The 14,042-nt window shown below is 59.2% G+C and carries 18 protein-coding genes and 1 pseudogene; 11 read left to right on the forward strand and 8 right to left on the reverse strand.

What is annotated here, in order from left to right; genetic code table 11:
* Window positions 1-1,199: alpha/beta hydrolase (locus K0H47_RS03205; protein ID WP_219271926.1), on the reverse strand; the 1,199-nt coding region annotated here is incomplete at its 3' end.
* A complete protein-coding gene (nudK, locus tag K0H47_RS03210; RefSeq protein WP_219271927.1) occupies window positions 1,199-1,786 on the reverse strand; it encodes a GDP-mannose pyrophosphatase NudK in 588 nt (195 codons plus the stop codon). The genes K0H47_RS03205 and nudK, both read right to left, overlap by 1 nt.
* An 82-nt stretch (window positions 1,787-1,868) precedes the next feature.
* Here nudK and K0H47_RS03215 point away from each other — a divergent pair, with 82 nt between their 5' ends.
* Entirely contained in the window at window positions 1,869-2,624 is a 756-nt protein-coding gene (locus K0H47_RS03215) for a DeoR/GlpR family DNA-binding transcription regulator (RefSeq protein ID WP_093197635.1), read from the forward strand.
* A 3-nt stretch (window positions 2,625-2,627) separates the two neighbouring features.
* Here the strand turns inward: K0H47_RS03215 and K0H47_RS03220 are convergent, their stop codons facing one another.
* Window positions 2,628-3,473, reverse strand: coding sequence for an SDR family NAD(P)-dependent oxidoreductase (locus K0H47_RS03220; protein WP_093197639.1), 846 nt, complete (start codon window positions 3,471-3,473; stop codon window positions 2,628-2,630).
* Between the two features lie 132 nt (window positions 3,474-3,605).
* On the opposite strand from K0H47_RS03220, the gene K0H47_RS03225 reads away from it, so the two are divergent.
* The 4 genes from K0H47_RS03225 to K0H47_RS03240 all read left to right on the forward strand — a co-directional run bounded on the left by K0H47_RS03225 (window position 3,606) and on the right by K0H47_RS03240 (window position 7,835).
* The gene (locus K0H47_RS03225) at window positions 3,606-4,493 is read left to right on the forward strand and encodes a LysR family transcriptional regulator (protein ID WP_219271929.1); all 888 of its coding nucleotides are present in this window, start codon (window positions 3,606-3,608) and stop codon (window positions 4,491-4,493) included.
* 98 nt (window positions 4,494-4,591) lie between these two features.
* Window positions 4,592-5,533, forward strand: coding sequence for an alpha/beta hydrolase (locus K0H47_RS03230; RefSeq protein ID WP_017475159.1), 942 nt, complete (start codon window positions 4,592-4,594; stop codon window positions 5,531-5,533).
* 411 nt (window positions 5,534-5,944) lie between these two features.
* Window positions 5,945-6,733: a DeoR/GlpR family DNA-binding transcription regulator gene (locus tag K0H47_RS03235; protein ID WP_093197648.1), complete on the forward strand. Its 789-nt coding sequence runs from the start codon at window positions 5,945-5,947 to the stop codon at window positions 6,731-6,733.
* A gap of 46 nt (window positions 6,734-6,779) precedes the next feature.
* Window positions 6,780-7,835 carry a D-isomer specific 2-hydroxyacid dehydrogenase family protein gene (locus tag K0H47_RS03240; protein ID WP_063030814.1) on the forward strand — a complete coding sequence of 352 codons (1,056 nt, stop codon included), beginning with the start codon at window positions 6,780-6,782 and terminating at the stop codon, window positions 7,833-7,835.
* On the opposite strand, the gene K0H47_RS03245 is transcribed toward K0H47_RS03240, so the two are convergent.
* From K0H47_RS03245 to K0H47_RS03255, 3 genes are read right to left on the reverse strand one after another with little or no spacing between them, the layout of a single operon-like run.
* Window positions 7,789-8,526: a DUF72 domain-containing protein gene (locus K0H47_RS03245; RefSeq protein ID WP_063030816.1), complete on the reverse strand. Its 738-nt coding sequence runs from the start codon at window positions 8,524-8,526 to the stop codon at window positions 7,789-7,791. The genes K0H47_RS03240 and K0H47_RS03245 overlap by 47 nt on opposite strands.
* Window positions 8,526-8,957, reverse strand: a complete 432-nt coding sequence (locus K0H47_RS03250; RefSeq protein WP_063030818.1) for a hypothetical protein — start codon at window positions 8,955-8,957, stop codon at window positions 8,526-8,528. Before K0H47_RS03250 ends, K0H47_RS03245 begins: the two co-directional genes overlap by 1 nt.
* Window positions 8,958-8,972: 15 nt before the next feature.
* Window positions 8,973-9,197, reverse strand: a complete 225-nt coding sequence (locus K0H47_RS03255) for a hypothetical protein (RefSeq protein ID WP_063030820.1) — start codon at window positions 9,195-9,197, stop codon at window positions 8,973-8,975.
* A gap of 197 nt (window positions 9,198-9,394) precedes the next feature.
* Here K0H47_RS03255 and K0H47_RS03260 point away from each other — a divergent pair, with 197 nt between their 5' ends.
* Window positions 9,395-9,898 (forward strand): DUF4142 domain-containing protein, encoded by a 504-nt coding sequence (locus tag K0H47_RS03260; RefSeq protein ID WP_219271930.1) that lies wholly within the window; start codon window positions 9,395-9,397, stop codon window positions 9,896-9,898.
* Window positions 9,899-9,927: 29 nt separating this feature from the next.
* The gene (locus K0H47_RS03265) at window positions 9,928-10,488 is read left to right on the forward strand and encodes a type 1 glutamine amidotransferase domain-containing protein (RefSeq protein ID WP_219271932.1); all 561 of its coding nucleotides are present in this window, start codon (window positions 9,928-9,930) and stop codon (window positions 10,486-10,488) included.
* 54 nt (window positions 10,489-10,542) lie between these two features.
* On the opposite strand, the gene K0H47_RS03270 is transcribed toward K0H47_RS03265, so the two are convergent.
* Entirely contained in the window at window positions 10,543-10,764 is a 222-nt protein-coding gene (locus tag K0H47_RS03270; RefSeq protein WP_063030824.1) for a PLD nuclease N-terminal domain-containing protein, read from the reverse strand.
* A gap of 156 nt (window positions 10,765-10,920) precedes the next feature.
* On the opposite strand from K0H47_RS03270, the gene K0H47_RS03275 reads away from it, so the two are divergent.
* From K0H47_RS03275 to K0H47_RS03290, 4 genes and pseudogenes are all read left to right on the forward strand, one after another.
* Complete coding sequence (locus K0H47_RS03275) at window positions 10,921-11,478, forward strand: ATP-dependent Clp protease proteolytic subunit (RefSeq protein WP_063030826.1); 558 nt, start codon at window positions 10,921-10,923, stop codon at window positions 11,476-11,478.
* Between the two features lie 190 nt (window positions 11,479-11,668).
* Window positions 11,669-12,145, forward strand: coding sequence for a hemerythrin domain-containing protein (locus tag K0H47_RS03280; RefSeq protein ID WP_219271933.1), 477 nt, complete (start codon window positions 11,669-11,671; stop codon window positions 12,143-12,145).
* Between the two features lie 167 nt (window positions 12,146-12,312).
* Window positions 12,313-12,426, forward strand: a pseudogene (locus K0H47_RS30980) (general stress protein); the annotation flags it as partial.
* Window positions 12,427-12,492: 66 nt separating this feature from the next.
* Window positions 12,493-12,813, forward strand: a complete 321-nt coding sequence (locus tag K0H47_RS03290; protein WP_219271935.1) for a hypothetical protein — start codon at window positions 12,493-12,495, stop codon at window positions 12,811-12,813.
* Window positions 12,814-12,817: 4 nt separating this feature from the next.
* On the opposite strand, the gene K0H47_RS03295 is transcribed toward K0H47_RS03290, so the two are convergent.
* A complete protein-coding gene (locus K0H47_RS03295) occupies window positions 12,818-14,017 on the reverse strand; it encodes a lysozyme inhibitor LprI family protein (protein ID WP_177026596.1) in 1,200 nt (399 codons plus the stop codon).
* Between the last annotated feature and the right edge of the window lie 25 nt (window positions 14,018-14,042).

The following is a 14,042-nucleotide window of genomic DNA, read 5'->3' on the forward strand; positions in this document are numbered from 1 at the left end:
CCCCCACAATTCCCACCAATCACCTCCCCCGCAAACGCCCTACGCACAAACGGCGTCGAGTCCACGAGCGAACCATTGACCGTCGCAGAATGATCAAGCTCAGGATAAAAATGCCATTCGATCCGATCCCCCGCCTTGCACGCACCCCTGACAAGCGCCTTTTGCCCCGGCACAAACACATCCCGATCCTGCCCCCCCGTACCGATGAACACCGGAATATCCGTCTTCAACGTCGGATACGCCGACTCACGATAAACCCTGTCGAGTGCCGCTTTCGGCGAACGCTTGAAGCTGTCATTGAAGCTGAGCCCATCAGCCATCACCCGCTGCTCTATGACATGCAAGCAATCACGCTGACTGATCTCAAACGCCGGCATCCCACGCTCGCTCAAGTAGTCGGCAGCCACGAACGAAGGATCAAACAAAGTGGCTGTACTCAGCCGCAGCAGGTTGTAGGCAAAGGTCGGCACCACCGAACTGCGTGCCTTTTCCACCTCGGCACTGTCACCCGTTTTATGGGCAGCAGCGTAAGGCGTCCCCGTCGCCACCACCCCCACGATATTCAACTCGGGCGCATAGTCTTTTCTATAGACCGCCGTCGCAAACGCAGCACGGCCGCCCTGAGACTGCCCGAACACCACCACCCGCTTGGAGAGTTCGAAATCACCCGCCATCACCGCACGAATGCTGTCGAGCACACCATAAGCGAGCGGACTGGTCAGCCCATACGGATGCAGGCCAGGTGTCCCAAGCCCTTGGTAATCAGTGGCGACGATGGCGTAGCCCTGGGCCAGCCAATAATTGAGATACCGCGTATCTCGCGGGCTGCGCCCGGCGAACGATGGCGCGCAGATATCGGCGCTGCCCACCGTGCCGTGGGCCCACGCCATCAACGGCCAACCACCCACCGGCGGTGTGCCCTTGGGCAGGAACAGCGCACCGGAAACGACAATCCGCTTGCGGGCATCGAGACCGTCGGTGGAGGTGTACGAAATACGGATGTTCTGCCCTGCATCGGCCAGGCTTTGCTGGCCGGTCAACGGCTCGCTGCGCAGCATCTGCCCGGGTGAGGCAGGCAGCTTGTCGGTCCAAGTATAAAACGCGGGAACAGCACCATCACCGACAAACGTTTGCTCAGCACTCACACCACTGCATCCGGCAAGCAACATCGCCAGCGCAAGCGATAACCGTCGCGACATCACCAGCCCTCTTTCAACATCCGCAATTCCAGGTACTGCAACAGCATGATGGTCTTGCCATCGACGATCTCGGCACTTTCTACCATGGCCAGAGCCGCCTCAAATCCCAACTCCAGCACTTCGATATCCTCGCCCTCATCTTCCAGCCCGCCGCCATCACTGACCCGATCACCGGGCTGATATTCGCCGATGAAAAAGTGAATGCGCTCGGTCACCGAACCCGGGCTCATGAAGGCCGAATAGATCTTTTCTACATTCCCCACACGGTAGCCCGTCTCTTCTTCCGCTTCCAGGCGAATACGTTCCTCGGGGCTGGCGTTGTCGAGCAGGCCAGCGGCGGATTCGATAAGGTAGCCGTGGTAGCCATTAACGAAGGTCGGCATGCGGAACTGGCGAATCAGCAACACCTTGCGCCGTTCGCGGTTGTACAGCAGGATGGTCGCGCCATTGCCCCTGTCATAGATTTCGCGGGTCTGGGACTGCCAGCTGCCATCGCGGCGGCGCAGGTCGAAGGTGTATTTTTTCAGCACATACCAGTTATCCGAGAGCAACTCTTCGGCGTGGATACGAACGGGGCTGTTTTCCATGGCGGGGCCTTTTTGTCTTGTGTTATTCAGCATGTCGTGCAAAATCGTGCACAGTCAAGAAAAAACGTGCAGGAAGCTACTGATGCTGACCCAACAACGCAAACAACACCTGCTGGACACGCTGCACCGCGATGGCCGGCTGATTGCCAAGGAGTTGAGCCAGGCATTGGAGGTGTCCGAAGACACGATTCGCCGCGACCTGCGGGAAATGGCCAAGGAAGGTTTGCTGCTGCGGGTGCATGGCGGCGCCTTGCCGGCTTCGCCCGCGATGGCGGATTTTTCGGTACGGGAACACCTGGTGCCCGAGGAAAAAATCGCCATTGGCCGCGCGGCAGCACAACTTGTGCAGCCCGGCCAGGTGGTGTTTATCGATGGCGGTACCACGTGCCTGCAACTGGTCCATCACTTGCCGGCGGACCTCAGCGCCACCGTGGTCACCCACAGCCCGTCGATTGCCATGGCCTTGGTGGATCATCCGCAGATTGAAGTGATCATGCTCGGCGGCCGGCTGTTTCGCCATTCACTGGTGGGGGTTGGCGCGGCCACGCTGGAGGCCATCGGCCGAGTAAACGCCGACCTGTATTTCATGGGGGTGTGCAGTGTGCACCCGAGTGCCGGCCTGTCTACCGGCGATTATGAAGAGGCGGTGGTGAAGCGCGCGCTGTGCCACGCCGCAGCTGAAACCATCGTGCTGGCCACCTCGGAAAAGCTCAACACCGCATCGCCCTACCAAGTGGTGGAGCTGGCCCATGCCAGCGCGATCGTCGCATTGGCCAGTACGCCGCAGGCACTGCTGCAACCCTATGAGGCCCAAGGGCTGACGCTTTATCTTGCGTGACCTTCAACTCTCCTTGATGGCCTCCCATGATGCGGCGACTTGCGTAGCGTCCGAGGCTTGGACCCGCGCCAGGTCAACCGGATACTCGACATGCGGATTCTCAGCGAAACGCGTGGCGGTGAACTGGCCGTTACTGGCCCGCAGGATATAACCGCTGTCCAGGCACAACGCAGAAGCCAGGAAGATCACCCCGGGGGTTACCCACTCCGGCTTGAGGTTGTGCGGCTCACCGCTCACGCCCCACATGCGGGTCTTGGCTACCGGCGAGATGGCATTGACCAGGATTCCATCCTCGGCCCCTTCCCCACTCAATGCATTCATGATCCCCAATTGCGCCATCTTGCCGGCGCTGTAGGCCACGAGTCCCGGCTGGGCATAGTGTGTGTACATCGCACGGTCAGAGGTGGTCAGCACGATGCGCGGTGCGATGGATTGCTGGAGATGCCGCCAGGCGTGTTTGCACAGCCAGATCGGTGCGTAGACATTGATGTCCATTGCCCGTCGGATAAACGCCGCGTCGGCGGCCTCGATCGGTTGATAGCCGACCCAGCCGGCATTGTGGATCAGGATATCGAGCTGCCCGAAATGGGTGATGGCGCACTCGATCAGGTCTTGGCAGCCAGCTTCACCGGACAGGTCACCCACGTGACTAACCACCTGCAGACCTTCACGTTGAAGCGCCAGCGCAGCCGCCTGGACCACCTGTGGGTCCACACCATCACCGAGGGTGTCCGCGCCGATATCACTGATCACCACCTGCGCGCCGAGGCGCGCCAACTCACGCGCATAGCTGAAGCCTAAGCCTCGGGCGGCACCGGTCACGATTGCGGTTTTACCTGTAAAGTCCATCGTTGCGTTCTCCTGATAGGCACTCCACCCTAACAACCCGAGGCCACCCTGTTTAATACTGAAAAACAGCGATGTTGATACCCCGGACGTATCAAGCCCCACAGGCTCCATCTACCTGAAGGATCAGCCCAGATGATCGAAACCCGCCTGCTGCGCCAGTTCGTTGCCGTCGCCGAGGAGCTGCACTTTCACAAGGCTGCGCTGCGGCTGCATATGGCGCAGCCCGCGTTGAGCCAGGCGATCAATCGCCTGGAACAGAAGTTGGGGTTTGCCCTGCTGGAGCGTGACCGACGCGGTGTGCGGCTGCTGCCGGCCGGGGCAGCGTTTCTTCAGACGGCCTACACCGTCCTCGGGCAATTGCAGCAAGGCGTCGAACACGCCCGGCAGGTGTCCCAGGGAGTCGCCGGCACCCTCACCATCACCTCGGTGTCGATTGCCGGTTATCCCTGGCTGCTGGATGCCCTCAAGCAGTTTCGCCAGGCGTTTCCCAAGGTGCAGCTGGTGATCAAGGAAATGCCCTCCGCCAGCCAGGCGAAAGCTCTGATAACGGGTGAGGCCGATATCGCCTTTTTGCGCCGTCTGCCGGGTCTGGCGGATCACATCGAGTCCCGGCTATTACTGGATGAACCGATTCTGATGGCGCTGCCCGTGGACCATCCCGATGCCGGCAACGCCGCTATCGAGCTGAAGGATTTCGCCGATGCCGACTTTGTGTTCACCCCACAGGTATTGGGCAGCGGCTATCACCACCAGTTGATCGCCTTGTGCGAGGCCGCAGGCTTCTATCCGCGCGTGGTCCAGGAAGCCGATCAATTGCACACCCTGATTGGCCTGGTGGCGTGCGGGTTTGGGGTGGCACTGGTACCAGAGTCGATTGCCCGTTCGATCACCGGTGACAAAGTGGTGTTTGTTCCCCTCTCCGTGTCGCCTTCCACCATCGGGCTCTACCTCAATTGGAGCACCGACAATCCCTCGCCATTACCCGGACACTTCTTCTCGGTACTGGAAGGAGCCCTGTAATACTTTGCAAGCAATGCCCGATGACGGCTGTCTAAATATTTCCTGCACAGCCTAGGCATCTGTTAAAACCCGTGCTTTGCCTCTGTCCTGGAACCTTCATGTCTTCACGTTTCCTGTCCCGCCTCGGCTTGCGCTGGTTTCCCCTGCTGTGCATGGCGGCCTTGATCATCGGCCTGCCCGTGGGGTGCGCGGTGCTGCAACACAAGGAGCGCGAACTGCTGTTTCGCGTCGAGCCGGGCACAGCCAGTTGGTACAGCGGGTTGCCGCGTGATGTGCAGGAGTTCGACCTGAAACCCGCAAGTTTCAAGTCCGGGCAAAATATTCACGGCTGGTGGTGGCCGGCGGCGCAGAAGGACGCCCCGGCGATTCTCTATTTGCACGGCGTACGCTGGAACCTCACCGGCCAGCTGTTTCGCATCGAACAACTGCGGGCCCTGGGCTTCTCGGTACTGGCCATCGACTATCGCGGCTTCGGCCAGAGCCGGGGTGACCTGCCTTCGGAAACCAGCGTGTACGAAGACGCGCGCATTGCCTGGGAACGCTTCCAGGTGCTGCAACCCGACCCCGCCAAACGCCTCATATACGGGCACTCCCTGGGTGGCGCTGTGGCCATCGACCTGGCGGCAGAGCTGGGCAAGCAGGCCGCGGATAACCATGTGCCGCCCCCGGTGCGCGGGCTGGTAATCGAATCCACCTTCACCTCCCTGGCAGATGTAGCCACGGCGGTGGCCAATACTTCATTGCCGGTGCGCTGGCTGCTGTCACAGAAGTTCGATTCCATCGACAAGATCGCCGATATCCACATGCCGCTGCTGGTGGTCCACGGACTCGCCGATGCCTTTGTGCCACCGCGCTTCAGTCAGCAATTGTTTGATGCCGCGCAAGAGCCCAAGCACCTGTTGCTGGTGCCCGGCGCTACTCATAACGACAGCATGCGGCTGGCTGGGCGCAACTATCGCCAGGCCCTGGATAGCCTGATGCAATCGAAGCGCCCAACCCAAGTGGCCGGTCCCTCTACCGGGCGCCCGAACGACTCTTAAATCTGCATTTCGGCACCGGTTTCGCCGGTGCCTGTCAAGGCGCAAAGCCTGCCCATACTGGCCATAAACAGCGACTGATCAAATATTAACCGCCGGTTAAATCGCCATACCCGCCGGGCTCAAGGGAAGTTATCCACAGAGATACCCACGGTTTTCGTGGACAACTCTTTTTACTTTTTTACGATTTTTTTGCTCAGTGATGCCCTGCTGGAAAGCTTCACGGCAGCTAAAACTCCTGCATCAGCCCGCTGACCGAAACACGGCACTGGGTACCGAGCACGTTCATGATCCTGTGTGGTTTGGTCATGATTTTCAGCACATTCGACAGGGCGTCGGAGGGACACAGCCACCCATTGCGTTTCCGCCAAATACTGATTAATCTCGCACAAACACGCATTAACGAGCACAAACATGCATAATACCCATGCCGCCGTCGATCTGCCCTCCCTGCGCAAACAAAAAATCCTGTTGCTGCTGGAGCGCGACGGCAAGGTCACCGCCTCGGAACTGGTGGAACATTTCGCTGTTTCCCAGGACACCATTCGCCGCGACCTCGGCGAACTCGCCTCCGCCGGTTTGCTGCAACGCGTGCATGGCGGCGCCCTGCCGCGACCGAAGGACACCGGCAAGGACTTCTTCACCCGGTTCGGCGAAACCACCGCGACCAAACGCCACCTGGCGCAACTCGCCGCCGATCGCGTGGAAGACGGCCAGATCGTGCTGTTCGACTCCGGTACCACCACCCTGCAAATCGCCCAGTCCTTGCCGCACTCCATCAAGCTGACCGCCGTCACCCACTCACCGATGATTGCTATCGCGTTGTCCGAGCACCCCAATGTGACGGTGATCCTCGCTGGAGGCCAACTCAACCCGGTGACCATGGCGGCCAGCGGACACGAGGCGTTGCGGCTGATCCAGGGCATCAAGGCCGACCTGTTGTTCACGGGTGTGTGCGCCCTGCATCCACAGGTCGGCATCAGCTCGCTGCACTTTGAGGAGGTGGCGGTAAAACAAGCTATGCTCGACAGCGCCTCCCACGTGGTGGCCGTCACCCTGGCCGACAAACTGGGCGCCGTGGAGCCATTTGTGGTGGCACCGTGCAGTCGCATCCATACCCTGATTACCGAGTGGCATGTGCCGCCGGGCAGCGTCGAGGCTTATGAATGCCTGGGGCTGGAGGTGATGCAAGTGGATGCCTGACATGCCCCCCATAACAGCCCGATAGCCTTTGCAGAGGAGCATTCCGATGGCGTTTCCCGTCCTGATCCTGGATGCCCCCAACCCTCCCTTGCTCCATGATGAGATCGAACGGTGCCTGGCATACGGCCTGGAAATCACCCTCAACCTGCACTACTTCACCGATCAGGACAGCATCAAAACCCATTACGACGGGCGCATTCAGTTCGTGGATATCAACTGCCACGACACACCTTCGCTGATCAGCGCGGTGGTAAAAGCCGGTGGCTACAGCGTACTCAAGACCCGCTTGAACATTCCCCTGGGCGCTGCACTGATCAACGCCGTGGCCTCGCCGGATCTAAGCAGCCCGTTGCAGGCGATCGCCCAGGCCGGCGTCGGGCTTAACCATATCGACTTGCAGGCCGCCGCCGAGCATGGCGTGGCCGTACTCAATACCCCGGGCTCCAACGCAACGGCCGTGGCGGAATATGTGCTGGCGCAAACCCTGTTCCTGTCTCGGGACCTTAACCTCTACAACACCCAAACCCATCAAGGCCAGTGGTCGAAAGGCCTGCTCGCGCCCGCGTTGCAAATCGCCGAGTTGACGCTGGGGCTGGTAGGCACCGGCAGGATCGCCCAGGTGCTCGCCCATAAGGCCCGGGCCCTGGGCATGCAAGTGATCGCCACCGGCTCGGAGCGATTCACCCGGCAGGCCGCCGCGAACCTGGGCCTGCAATGGCGCGCCACACTCGGCGAATTGCTGGATGAGGCCGATGTCGTGTCCATCCATACCCCACTCACCCCGCAGACAAGGGGCTTGTTCGACAGCACTGCATTCACTCGGATGAAGCCGGGGTCGATCCTGATCAATACAGCCCGTGGCGGCATTGTCGACGAGGGCCAGTTGGCGACGTTCATGACGCGCGTTCCCGGCCATATCAAGGGGGTCGCCATCGATACCTTTGCCAGGGAAAAACATCAGTTCGAATCGCCTTTGACGGGTATTGCCAACGCGATACTGACGCCACACATCGCGGGCAACACCCGTACCGCAATCACCGAGGCGTCAGCGCAAATCATTGACCACATTCATGCCTTCCACCAAGCAAGGCTTGAAGGCTGAGGGCATCCCCAACCGCATGGCCACTGGCGGTGTTGTCAAAAATGCACCAGGTGGGAACGCCCTCGGTTGACGATCTTTGCATCGCCTCGCACAGGGCGTGTAATCGATCCATTTCGTAGGCGCTGTGATAGATACGCGGCGAACCGTGCAGGCGCCAATAACGCACGCCTTGCCAGCCTCTCGGTACGTCACCTTCAGCGATCACCGGAGGGTCGGCGGCCACCCGGCCTATTTGATACTCCTGCAACATGCCTTCGGCCTGCACCCAACTGGCATGCCGAGGCTCCAGCACCACATTACCGGCGAAGCGTTGGCGCAAGGCCGTGAAGAAACCGGCAGCGATGGCTGCCTCATAGTTCAATGAAGGCGGTAATTGCACCAGCAGGCAGCCCAGGCGATCACCCAACTGCAGGCACTGTGAGAGGAATTCATCCAACGCCTTATCGCAGTCATGCAGACGCAACTCATGGGTTATCAGCCGAGGCACCTTGACCGAAAAACCAAAGCCCGGCGGCACCGATTGCGCCCATCGCTCATAGGTTTGCGGACGATGGGGACGATAAAAGGAGCTGTTGATTTCAACCGCATTCAAGCATGCGGCATAACGTTGCAGATGGGTGCCCTGGCGGGGAAAGCGAGGCCATTGCTCACGAGGCAGGCTCCAACCGGCACACCCCAGAAAAATCGGCATCAGAACAGCACCGACGCTGCATCCCTCATGAAGATCTCCACCGTCTTCGGCCCGACGCCTTCGAACGCGTTCAAGCGTTTTTCAAACTCCGCGCGGTCGGCACTGGCATCGTGTATCTGGCTGATCTTGCCCGCGTACTCCGCGTTCAACTTGCTACTGAGGTCCAGCAGGCGTTGCGCGGTGCTTTCGTCGTAACGCACGTAATGCGCCTCGCCGAGCATGGCCACCAACTCACGGGAGGTGCAGTGTTGCAGTTTGCGCGGCGTGTCCCGGCCATGCTTCACCACAATCACCTGATAGGCCTGCGCCGCGATCTGCGCCTGAATGCGCTTGCCCATCAAGAAGCTGGCGATAAACCACTTGAACAGTGCGGTGTCATCACCGGCTTTGAGCTCGATACCCAGCTCACCGGCACTGATGGATCGCCCCATGACGACCTCCGTTCTTCACTGGCCCAGCTTGCGCTCGGCCTTGGCCGCTTGTTCATTGATCAAGTCGGTTTGCCGCTGTGTGTCCTTGATGGACGTCGGCGTAATCACCTTATCAACGGTTTCAGTCTTGGGGTTGGGGCGCTGCAAGGAACTGTCCTTCTCGTCAAGCTGGCGACCTTTCTGCGCCTGTTCGGAGCTGATTGCATCGGGGGTTTTGTCGGCGGTTTTTTCAGTGCCCATGGTGATTCTCCTGCTGTTAAATGATCAGGCTCCAGCGCGGAGCCGTTATGCAGCAGAGCCCATGGTTTTTTGATAGTTCAAGGAAATTGCGTGGGCTGCGGCCCGGAGAAATAAGCGCAAATTAATTTAAACCTTTTGCTCAGGCACCCGCTCAACAGTCAGGTAACGGCATCGCGCCACTCTTCAGGAGAAGCATCATGAAGCACTTGCTGATGAAACAAATGGGACTGACCTTCGCACTGGCCGCGGGCTCGATTGGCATGGCCATGGCGGCCACCTCCAATGACTTCGTCGACGCCGCCGCGCAAGGCGGGATTACCGAAGTCGAGGCCGGAAAACTGGCGTTGGAAAAAAGCGGTGCCGCCGATATCAAGGCGTTTGCCCAGCACATGATCACCGACCATACCAAGGCCAACCAGGAGCTGACTGCCCTGGCGACCAAGCTTGATATCAAGGTACCGGATGATGCCAGCCTGACCGACAAGGCAAAAAAAATGATCCTGGAGATTCGTGAAGAATCTTTCGACAAGGCTTACGCCGACAACCAGGTGAAGGCCCATGAAGACACCGTGGCGCTGTTCAAAAAAGAAGCCGCTTCTTCGGACAACGCCGAACTGAAGGCGTTTGCCGAGAAGACGCTGCCGACGCTCGAAACCCACTTGAAGTTGGCCAAGGAGCTGCAATCCCAGCACGCCAATTAATTATCTACCCACTCAGGAGACACTCGACCATGAGTTCGCAACTGCACGGCAAGAAGATTCTGATCATCACCTCCAACACTGGCATCGAGCGCGACGAATTGCTCAAGCCGCTGGAAGCCCTGCGCGGTTTTGGCGCCACGGTAACCCACGGCTCGAGAAAAGGTGGCAGCACCCAGACCTTTCTCCAGGACACCGAGAAAGACAGGACAGTGGAGTCCGATGCCAAGCTTTCGGATCTGCACGGCAGTGATTTTGATGCACTGGTCATCCCCGGCGGCACCGTCAACGCTGACACCCTGCGTCAGGATGCCGATGCCTTGCGGCTGATCAATGATTTCGTCAAGGCAGGTAAAACCGTAGCCGCCATCTGCCACGGCCCTTGGGCCCTGATCGATGCCGGCGTGATCGAAGGCAAGACCCTCACCTCCTACAAAAGCGTGCGTACCGACCTGGTCAATGCCGGCGCAGCCAACTGGGTGGATGCGCAGGTGAAAGAATGCCCGGCCAATGGCTGGACGTTGATCACCTCGCGCACACCTGATGATTTGCCTGCGTTCAACGAGGCGATTGCCAAAACCCTGGCGGCTTGACGCCACCCAACGCAAACAGGCGCCCTTGGGCGCCTGTTCTTTTTCGATTCTGTCTTAGCTTTTGCCGTGCTCAGCGGCGTGTGTCGCGCGGTTCACACCCTTGGGCCCAAACAGCGCCCAGAGAATCAGCCCCAACAGCGGCATGAAGATCAGTACCACCAACCATAAACCCTTGGTTTCCCAGCCACTGCCACTGCGCAGCACGCTGTTGATCGCCCACAGTTCCAGCAGCACCAGAATCACCGCCAAGCCAATCCAGACATATTCGATTTGCATGATTCATCCTCCTGAGGTCGTATGCGTTAGGTCAAGCAACACGTCCGAGGGTTCATTAAAATTGCAGCGGATGGCTCTCGCCCAACGGTTGCGGCACATGCGCCGCAACCTTCTAGACTCAACTGTACGTCACCTCTTACCCTACGGAGGCCCAGGATGACCGAGCACATCATCCACTTTCACTGCCAGATCGATCAGGGCACTACCGAGCGCTTTCGGGATTGCTGCCTGGACGCGATCGAGCAAGGCGCCAGCTCGTTGTTGTTGAACCTGTCGACCACCGGTGGCAGCACCAATTTCGGCTTTACCCTCTACACCTTCCTCAAGTCCCTACCGGTGCCGCTGTGTGCGATTAATGCAGGCAACATCGAATCCATGGGCATCATCATGTTCCTGGCGGCCGGTCGCCGGATCACCACGCCCCACTCACGCTTTTTGATCCACCCGATGAACTGGTACTTCAACCAGAGCTCCGTCGATCATCAGCGTCTGCGGGAATACCTTTCAAGCCTGGACAACGACCTGGCGCGCTACGTGAAAATCTACGAACTGGAAACCGCCAACGCCGACACGCACCTGGATATTTTCAAGTGCCTGTCGGCCGAGGAAAAAGTCATCGCCGCCCACGAGTCACTGGCCTACGGGATTGCCCATAAGGTGGAACAGATCGTGTTTGCCGACGATATCAAGCACTGGAAAGTCAGCGGCGGCTAGGCATGGTTTAATGCATGCCGGCCGCCACCGGACCGTGCAACCTGCACGACCGGCGCCGATATTTATTCGATATAAACTATTGATTTATAAGCTAATAAATATTCAGTTCAACTTGGTACAACTCATGCTGTAGAGGTCTGGACAGGCGGGCAATTCGACCCGCCCTTTCGCTACCCGTGAGGTATCACCCATGAATGCCATTGATCTTCTCAAGGCCGACCACGAACGCGTCAAAGCCATCCTGAACCAGCTGAGTGAGTCTACGGAGCGCGGCGTTAAAAAGCGCACCGAGCTGCTGGCGAAACTGGAAATGGAAATCAGCCTGCACACCCGCCTTGAGGAAGAAATTCTCTATCCGGCTTTTCGCAAGGCAGGGGGCAAGGATCAGGAAATCATGTACCACGAAGCCAAGGAAGAACACCGCACCGTCGACTCCCTCGTCCTGCCAGACCTGAAGCAGACTTCGCCCGCCACCACCGAGTTTTCCGGACGGGTGAAAGTCGTCAAGGAACTGTTGGAGCACCATATCGAGGAAGAGGAAAGCGAGATGTTCCCACAGGCCAGGAAGCTGTTGGGCAAGGCCTTGCTGGAAGAGCTGGGCGCGGAGATGGAAGCGATGAAAGCCGCGCACAAGAAAGCACCCGGCGCGAAACCAATGGCCGCTTGATGTCCATTCGTCGCATGCCTGGAAACTATTTCAAACTTTGATTTGGCTGGAGGATTCCCAATTAGGCAACACCATTGATTCGCTCATCATTGAGGGTTTTCAAAATGGCTAATAGTGGAAAAACCACCCCAGGTGCTGGTCACAAAGACCAGAAAGACACAAACCGTAAAAGCGGCGGCCAGGGTTCAGGCGGCAACTTCGCCAATGACCGCGAGAAGGCTTCTGAAGCGGGCAAAAAAGGCGGGGCTCACAGCCACGCGCCAGGCTCCAAGAAGTCTTGATTGAGGCGTCGCCGAAGCCTGGATGTATTCCGGGCTTCGGTCCCCATCGCCAAGAGGGATTGAGTCATGAAGACCAGCATTTCCCAAAGGATCGTACTCGCCGCCAGCTTGACGCTCGTACTGTATGCCCCCGCCTACGCAGCCTTCGGCGACAACACCGCACCCGAGACGCCTGCCTTGAGCGGCAACAGCGTGCCAGGCTCGGCACTGCCGCCAGGCACCTATCCCAGCAGCCCATCCGGGGCCGACAGCAGTGGCAGCAAGGACACTGAGACCAATGCGCCCGCGCCGTCAAAAAGCGTGAAGAGCACGCGCCACAAAGGACCCTCGACCCAGCACCCGTCCAGCAAGAGCGACAAGAAACCCGCGCCTGCATCGGGAAGTTGAGAAACTAGAGCTCGCTTGGGCCACCGATAAAGTCCAGGCGCAAGTTCAACCACTGCCGAACGATTTCCCGGGACGCTTGCCGGGCATCAACAGCAGAGAAGCCCCGCTCGCGCTGCAACCATTCGCTCGTGACTTGGCGCGCCGGTTCAATGGCCGCCAGCGCCTGCTGGCGTTGCTTGGCGGGCCAGTGTTTATCAGCGCCCCAGTTGCGCAGCGTTAATTCAGGATCCTGGGTCTTGCCTGCGGCGCCTGGCTGGAGAAACAGCCGAGGCGACGCAGTGGCCTTGAGGGAAAGAGTGTTCCAGTCGGCATAGCTGGCAAAGCGGATCGTGCCCTCGTTTTGCGAGGCCGTGGACAAAGGCTCGGTCAAACTGTCGTCCAACCGCTTCCACGCCGGCTGTGCAAACAGATCACCTTGGGGGGCACAGATCGGCGCAAAACTGTCGCGGGTGGAGCCGTACAACGATCCGAACGACTCATACGCGACCTCGCCCTGCCGGCTGAAGACAAAGCAGTGCACATACGGGCGTTGGTCGGCGTACATCTCATACTGTTGGCGCTCAATCATCATGCGCAGCAAGGTCAACGTCACCCGGTCACGGCTGACGACGGGATCGTTTTGCAGGTCCTGCCAGATCGACCAGGGAAAACTGTCTTCCTTGAGTGCTACGAGAACCTGCTTGCGATTCTCCTCGGCCTCATTCTCCGTCACGCCACTGTCGGGTTCAAAACGCTGCAGGTAAACCAGCCAGGCGGCTGCCAGATCGTTCATCGGGTAGCGCCGGAGCCCTTCTGCTGCCTGGGCCGGATGGTACGGGATACTGGCAATGATTGCGTCAAGGGCTGCGGTGTCTTTGTGGGTGATGGTTCCCACCTCGACCACTCGCTGACTCAGTTGGGATTGCAGGCAGCCGGGCAGTTGTTCCGGGGCACCGGCACACGCGTTGCGAGCCTGCAGCCAGATGCGCTGGCCACGGCGCAATTCGTCGCGCTGGTCGGGTGCCAGTTTGGCCATCGCCTGGCGGTAGTACACGCCCAGCGTAGTGTCGAGTTCGCTTAATTCAGGGCTGGCGCAAATAGCCTTTTCCACCATGGTGGAGGCCTTTTTACAATCGAAGGACGCGCCACTGGCAGGCATCCCCGCGCCCATCAGCACGCCAGTGAGCAACAACATTGGATAGGCAGAATGAATACGGCGGGCCATGGCTTTCCTAGGGTGAGTTCCTTTC

The sequence above is a fragment of the Pseudomonas sp. Xaverov 83 genome, from assembly GCF_019352905.1.
GTDB lineage: Bacteria > Pseudomonadota > Gammaproteobacteria > Pseudomonadales > Pseudomonadaceae > Aquipseudomonas > Aquipseudomonas yamanorum.

Excerpts from the sequence above, each read along its gene's own strand:
- K0H47_RS03265 (WP_219271932.1), top strand. The coding sequence starts at position 9,928 with ATGAGTTCGCAACTGCACGGCAAGAAGATTCTGATCATCACCTCCAAC.
- K0H47_RS03275 (WP_063030826.1), top strand. The coding sequence starts at position 10,921 with ATGACCGAGCACATCATCCACTTTCACTGCCAGATCGATCAGGGCACT.
- K0H47_RS03255 (WP_063030820.1), bottom strand. The coding sequence starts at position 9,197 with ATGGGCACTGAAAAAACCGCCGACAAAACCCCCGATGCAATCAGCTCC.
- K0H47_RS03290 (WP_219271935.1), top strand. The coding sequence starts at position 12,493 with ATGAAGACCAGCATTTCCCAAAGGATCGTACTCGCCGCCAGCTTGACG.
- K0H47_RS03215 (WP_093197635.1), top strand. The coding sequence starts at position 1,869 with ATGCTGACCCAACAACGCAAACAACACCTGCTGGACACGCTGCACCGC.
- K0H47_RS03295 (WP_177026596.1), bottom strand. The coding sequence starts at position 14,017 with ATGGCCCGCCGTATTCATTCTGCCTATCCAATGTTGTTGCTCACTGGC.
- K0H47_RS03245 (WP_063030816.1), bottom strand. The coding sequence starts at position 8,526 with ATGCCGATTTTTCTGGGGTGTGCCGGTTGGAGCCTGCCTCGTGAGCAA.
- K0H47_RS03220 (WP_093197639.1), bottom strand. The coding sequence starts at position 3,473 with ATGGACTTTACAGGTAAAACCGCAATCGTGACCGGTGCCGCCCGAGGC.
- nudK (WP_219271927.1), bottom strand. The coding sequence starts at position 1,786 with ATGGAAAACAGCCCCGTTCGTATCCACGCCGAAGAGTTGCTCTCGGAT.
- K0H47_RS03235 (WP_093197648.1), top strand. The coding sequence starts at position 5,945 with ATGCATAATACCCATGCCGCCGTCGATCTGCCCTCCCTGCGCAAACAA.
- K0H47_RS03250 (WP_063030818.1), bottom strand. The coding sequence starts at position 8,957 with ATGGGGCGATCCATCAGTGCCGGTGAGCTGGGTATCGAGCTCAAAGCC.
- K0H47_RS03260 (WP_219271930.1), top strand. The coding sequence starts at position 9,395 with ATGAAGCACTTGCTGATGAAACAAATGGGACTGACCTTCGCACTGGCC.
- K0H47_RS03240 (WP_063030814.1), top strand. The coding sequence starts at position 6,780 with ATGGCGTTTCCCGTCCTGATCCTGGATGCCCCCAACCCTCCCTTGCTC.
- K0H47_RS03270 (WP_063030824.1), bottom strand. The coding sequence starts at position 10,764 with ATGCAAATCGAATATGTCTGGATTGGCTTGGCGGTGATTCTGGTGCTG.
- K0H47_RS03225 (WP_219271929.1), top strand. The coding sequence starts at position 3,606 with ATGATCGAAACCCGCCTGCTGCGCCAGTTCGTTGCCGTCGCCGAGGAG.
- K0H47_RS03280 (WP_219271933.1), top strand. The coding sequence starts at position 11,669 with ATGAATGCCATTGATCTTCTCAAGGCCGACCACGAACGCGTCAAAGCC.
- K0H47_RS03230 (WP_017475159.1), top strand. The coding sequence starts at position 4,592 with ATGTCTTCACGTTTCCTGTCCCGCCTCGGCTTGCGCTGGTTTCCCCTG.